4 protein-coding genes are annotated in these 4,582 nt (G+C 62.6%); all 4 read left to right on the top strand.

Annotation, left to right across the window (positions count from 1 at the left end):
* Positions 1–123 precede the first annotated feature (123 nt).
* The gene (locus ACP2AV_RS15545; protein WP_426373680.1) at positions 124–753 is read left to right on the top strand and encodes a TetR/AcrR family transcriptional regulator; all 630 of its coding nucleotides are present in this window, start codon (positions 124–126) and stop codon (positions 751–753) included.
* Positions 754–756: 3 nt separating this feature from the next.
* Positions 757–2,355, top strand: coding sequence for an acyl-CoA carboxylase subunit beta (locus tag ACP2AV_RS15550; RefSeq protein ID WP_426373681.1), 1,599 nt, complete (start codon positions 757–759; stop codon positions 2,353–2,355).
* Between the two features lie 10 nt (positions 2,356–2,365).
* On the top strand, positions 2,366–3,160 hold the full coding sequence (locus ACP2AV_RS15555; protein ID WP_426373682.1) for a crotonase/enoyl-CoA hydratase family protein: 795 nt from the start codon (positions 2,366–2,368) through the stop codon (positions 3,158–3,160).
* On the top strand, positions 3,157–4,582 hold a 1,426-nt coding region (locus ACP2AV_RS15560; protein ID WP_426373683.1), incomplete at its 3' end, for an acetyl-CoA carboxylase biotin carboxylase subunit. The genes ACP2AV_RS15555 and ACP2AV_RS15560, both read left to right, overlap by 4 nt.

A 4,582-nucleotide genomic window follows, 5' to 3' on the forward strand; every position in this document is an offset into this window, starting at 1 on the left:
ATGACGGTCGCCCGGGCGGTATTTCCCCCTTCATTCCAATCCAAAAACGCTCAACTTGGTTGACTCGTTGGTGCCGCTAACCTAACAGTCGTTAGTTAGGCGATATATCGATGATGAGAGCCCATGGCAGAGCCCGCACAGAGCAAGTTCAACGAAACGCCGCGCATCGCTGTCGGGCGTGATGGCGTGTTGGATATTGCCGCGCGTCTCTTTCGCGAACAGGGCTATGGGCCTGTATCGCTTAGAAAAATCGCTGAATCTGCTGGGATCAAGGCGGGCAGCATCTATTATCATTTTGGCTCGAAGGACGAGATCGTCGTGGCGGTTCTGGATGCGGGAATCCAGGTCGTCCATGAAAGCGTGCGTCAGGCCGTGTCGGACTTGCCGGCGGGCACCGGCGCCGAAGCGACGCTACGGGCCGCGATCGGGGCGCATCTTCGCGCGCTTCTTGACGTCAGCGATTATACCTCGGCCAATGTGCGCATTTTCGGGCAAGTTCCGCAATCCGTCAAAGATGCCAACCTGCCCACGCGCCGCGCCTATGAGGCCGAATGGGACACCCTTTTGTCGCGGCTTCAGCAAGACGGTGCGCTGAAGCGCGACGTCGATATCCGTCGCTTGCGCCTGATGTTGATCGGGGCGCTGAATGCCACGCTCGATTGGTTCGATCCGGACCGGGGCAGCGCCGAGGCGCTGTCACGCACCTATGCCGATGTGTTCCTCAACGGGATACTTGAAAGACAGGATAACTGATACATGGCTCGTCTTGAAACAGCGGTGCTGACCGCATCCGAAACCTACGCGCGTAACCACGCGGCCCAAAGCGAACGCGTCGAAACGCTGCGCGCGCGGATTGGCGAAGCCACCTCGGGTGGCCGGCCCGACATGGTTGAACGTCACCGCAAACGCGGCAAGCTTTTGGTGCGCGAGCGGATCGACCTGTTGGTGGATCCGGGCACCGCATTTCTGGAGCTGTCATCACTGGCCGCCTATGGCCAATACGGCGGCGAGGTTCCCGGTTCTGGGATCGTCACCGGCATCGGGATCGTGCATGGTCTGCCCTGCGTGGTGATCGCCAATGATGCTACGGTAAAGGGCGGATCGTTCTATCACGAAACGGTGCAAAAACACATCCGCGCCCAGGAAATCGCAGAGGAAAACCGGCTGCCTTGCCTGTATCTGGTAGACTGCGGCGGGGCCTATTTGCCCGAACAGGATCGGGTCTTTCCAGACGCCCGCCATTTCGGCAATTCCTTCTATCGCCAGACCAACATGTCGGCCAGCGGCTTGCCGCAAATCTCGGCCGTCTTTGGCGGCTGCACGGCAGGCGGGGCCTATATTCCGGCGCTGTCGGACGAGGTCATCATGGTGCGCGGCAATGCGCGCATCCATCTGGGCGGGCCGTCAATCGTCAAGGTGGCGATCAACGAAGAGGTTGATGGCGAAACGCTGGGCGGGGCCGAAATGCACACGCGCGTTTCCGGTGTGTCCGACCATCTGGCTGAAGATGAATACCATGCGCTTGCGCTGATGCGCGACATCGTCGCCGAACTTGGCCAATCGCGCCCGATGCAACCTGACGCCGCCCCCGAAGCGCCCGCGCATGACCCCGAAGAGTTGCTCGGCGTGATCAGCGCCGACCGCAAACAGCCCTACGACATGCGCGAGGTTTTGCTGCGTATGATCGACGCTGGTGAATTTCGCGAATTCAAACCCGGTTGGGGCGAAACACTGGTCTGTGGCACGGCGCGCATCCACGGCTTTCGCGTCGGCATCCTGGCCAACAACGGCGCGCTTCTTTCCGAAAGCTCGCTGAAGGGCGCACAGTTCGTGTCGATGTGCGATCAGCGCAACATCCCGCTTTTGTTCCTGCACAACATTTCCGGCTTCATGGTCGGCACCGAAGCCGAACGCGGCGGCATCGCCAAGGACAGCGCCAAACTGGTCTACGCCATGTCGGTTGCCAAGGTGCCGCGCCTGTCGGTGCTGCTTGGCGGGTCTTACGGGGCCGGCAACTACGGCATGTGCGGGCGCGGCTTTGCGCCGAATTTCCTGTTCGCCTGGCCGACGGCAGAACTGGCCACAATGTCTGCCGACATCGCCAGCAACGTGATGCTGGAGCTGCGCCGCCAGAAGGGCGGCGATGCCGAAAAGATGCAAGCTGACATGGAACAGATCGAAGCGCAGGTGCGCGCCCAGTACGGCGAACAGTCCGATCCCTATTACGCGACCTCGCGTCTTTGGGATGACGGGCTGATCGAACCGGGACAGACTCGTGATATTCTTGGCCTGTGCCTGGCCATTGTTTCTTCGGTGCCCGAAGCAGGGCGCCATACACCCGTATTCAGAATGTGAGGCCAATACCATGACAAAGACATACGAAACCATCCTGCTTGAGACCGACGCGCGTGGGGTTGCCACGGTAACGCTCAATCGCCCTGAAAAGCACAATGCCCTGAACGGTACGCTGATCGCCGAGCTATACGATGTGGCCGAAAAGCTGGCCGTTGATGACGCCGTGCGCATTGTGATCTTGACCGGCAACGGCAAGAGCTTCTGCGCGGGGGGCGACTTCAATTGGTTCGCCTCGAACATCGAAAAGTCCCGTTCAGAACGGGTCGACCAAAGTGCCACGTTGGCGCATTTGCTGCGGCGCCTTGATACCCTGCCCAAGCCCCTGATCGGGCGCATCAACGGCCCGGCCTATGGCGGTGGGGTCGGCATGATTTCGGTCTGCGACTATACCATCGGAGCCGAAGGCGCGCGCTTTGGCCTGACCGAGGTGAAGCTGGGCCTGTTGCCGGCAAATATCTCGCCCTACGTTGTGGCCCGCATCGGCAAGGTCCATTCGCGCGAAACCATGTTGTCCGGCGCTTTGTTCGACACCGCGCGCGCCGAACGGATCGGCTTGCTGACCGAGGTCGTAGCCGCCGGTGAACTGGACGCGGCCGTTGAGCGCGTCGTGCACGATCACCTTCAGGCCGCGCCGGGTGCGGTGGCCGACACCAAGGCACTGATCGCCTATGTCGCGGCGCACGATCTGGAAACCAACATGATCTACACCGCCGACCGTCTGGCCGACGCCTGGGAGACCGAGGAAGGCATCGAAGGTATCAACAGCTTTATCAACAAGGGCGTTCCGTCCTGGCGGGTGAAATGAGCTTTACCCGTGTTCTGATCGCCAACCGCGGCGAAATCGCCCGGCGCATCCAGCGCGGGTGCCGCAAACTTGGGTTGGAAACCGTGGCAGTCTTTTCCGAGGCCGACCGCGACGCGCCTTTCGTGGCCGAAGCCGATCACGCCGTTTGCATCGGCGGGGCCGCGCCATCGGAAAGCTATCTGAACGTCGAGGCCATTCTGGACGCCGCCCGCGTGACCGGCGCAGGCGCGGTGCATCCCGGCTATGGGTTCCTGTCCGAAAACGCCGATTTCGCCGCTGCGGTCGAGGCCGCGGGCCTTGTCTTCATCGGGCCCGATGCGGACGCGATCACCATGATGGGTTCGAAGATCGAGGCCAAGGCCGCCGCCGAGGCTGCGGGCGTGCCCGTCTTGCCCGGTTATCGCGGCGCAGACCAGTCCGACGCGCGATTGTTGCAAGAGGCACAGGCACTTGGCACGCCGTTTCTGGTCAAGGCCAGTGCGGGCGGCGGCGGGCGCGGTATGCGTCTTGTGACCGATCTGGCCGATGCGCCCGAAGCCATCGCATCGGCCAGGGCCGAAGCGCAGGGGGCGTTTGGCGATGCGGCGGTGTTCCTTGAACGCTACGCGCCGCGTGCCCGCCATATCGAGGTGCAGGTGCTGGGCGACTCCCACGGCACTGTGCTGCATCTGGGTGATCGCGACTGCTCGCTTCAACGCAACCACCAAAAGCTGATCGAAGAGGCCCCGGCCGCTGATCTGCCCGACGCCCTGCGCGATGACATGCGTGCGGCAGCGGTGCGATTGGCGCAGGCGATCGGTTATCGTTCCGCAGGGACGGTGGAATACCTCTACGATCCGGCGCGCAGCGAATACTACTTTCTCGAAATGAACACCCGCCTGCAGGTGGAACACCCCGTGACCGAGGCCATCACCGGCATCGATCTGGTCGAATGGCAGTTGCGCATCGCGCGGGGCGAGGCGCTGTCGCCGGCGCAGCGCGATGTGCAATTTAGCGGCCACGCCATCGAAATCCGCATCGCGGCCGAAAACCCGGCCGAGAATTTCCGCCCCGAGACGGGCCAGATCACGCTCTGGGCCCCGCCCGCGGGGGTGCGGTTGGACACGGGCGTTCAGGACGGCTCGATCATCGGCCACCACTACGATTCCATGATCGCCAAGCTGATTGTCCATGCGCCCGACCGGGACGGGGCGATCCGCCAAGCGGTTGGCGCGATTGATGCCTTCGCCGTGGACGGTGTCGGCCTGAACCTGGCCTATCAGCGCGCGCTTCTGACACATGCGGACTTTCAGGCGTTCCGGCATCACACGTCGGGGTTAGTCGACATGTTTCCGGGGGGCTGGGCGGAACCCGCACCTGACGCGCGCGACATGGCCTTGGCCGCGATGGCGTTGCATCTGCATCTTGCGCCGGCCGGCGCAT

Origin of the sequence: Aliiroseovarius sp. PTFE2010 (genome assembly GCF_049943335.1) — a bacterium.
GTDB lineage: Bacteria > Pseudomonadota > Alphaproteobacteria > Rhodobacterales > Rhodobacteraceae > JBNFVY01.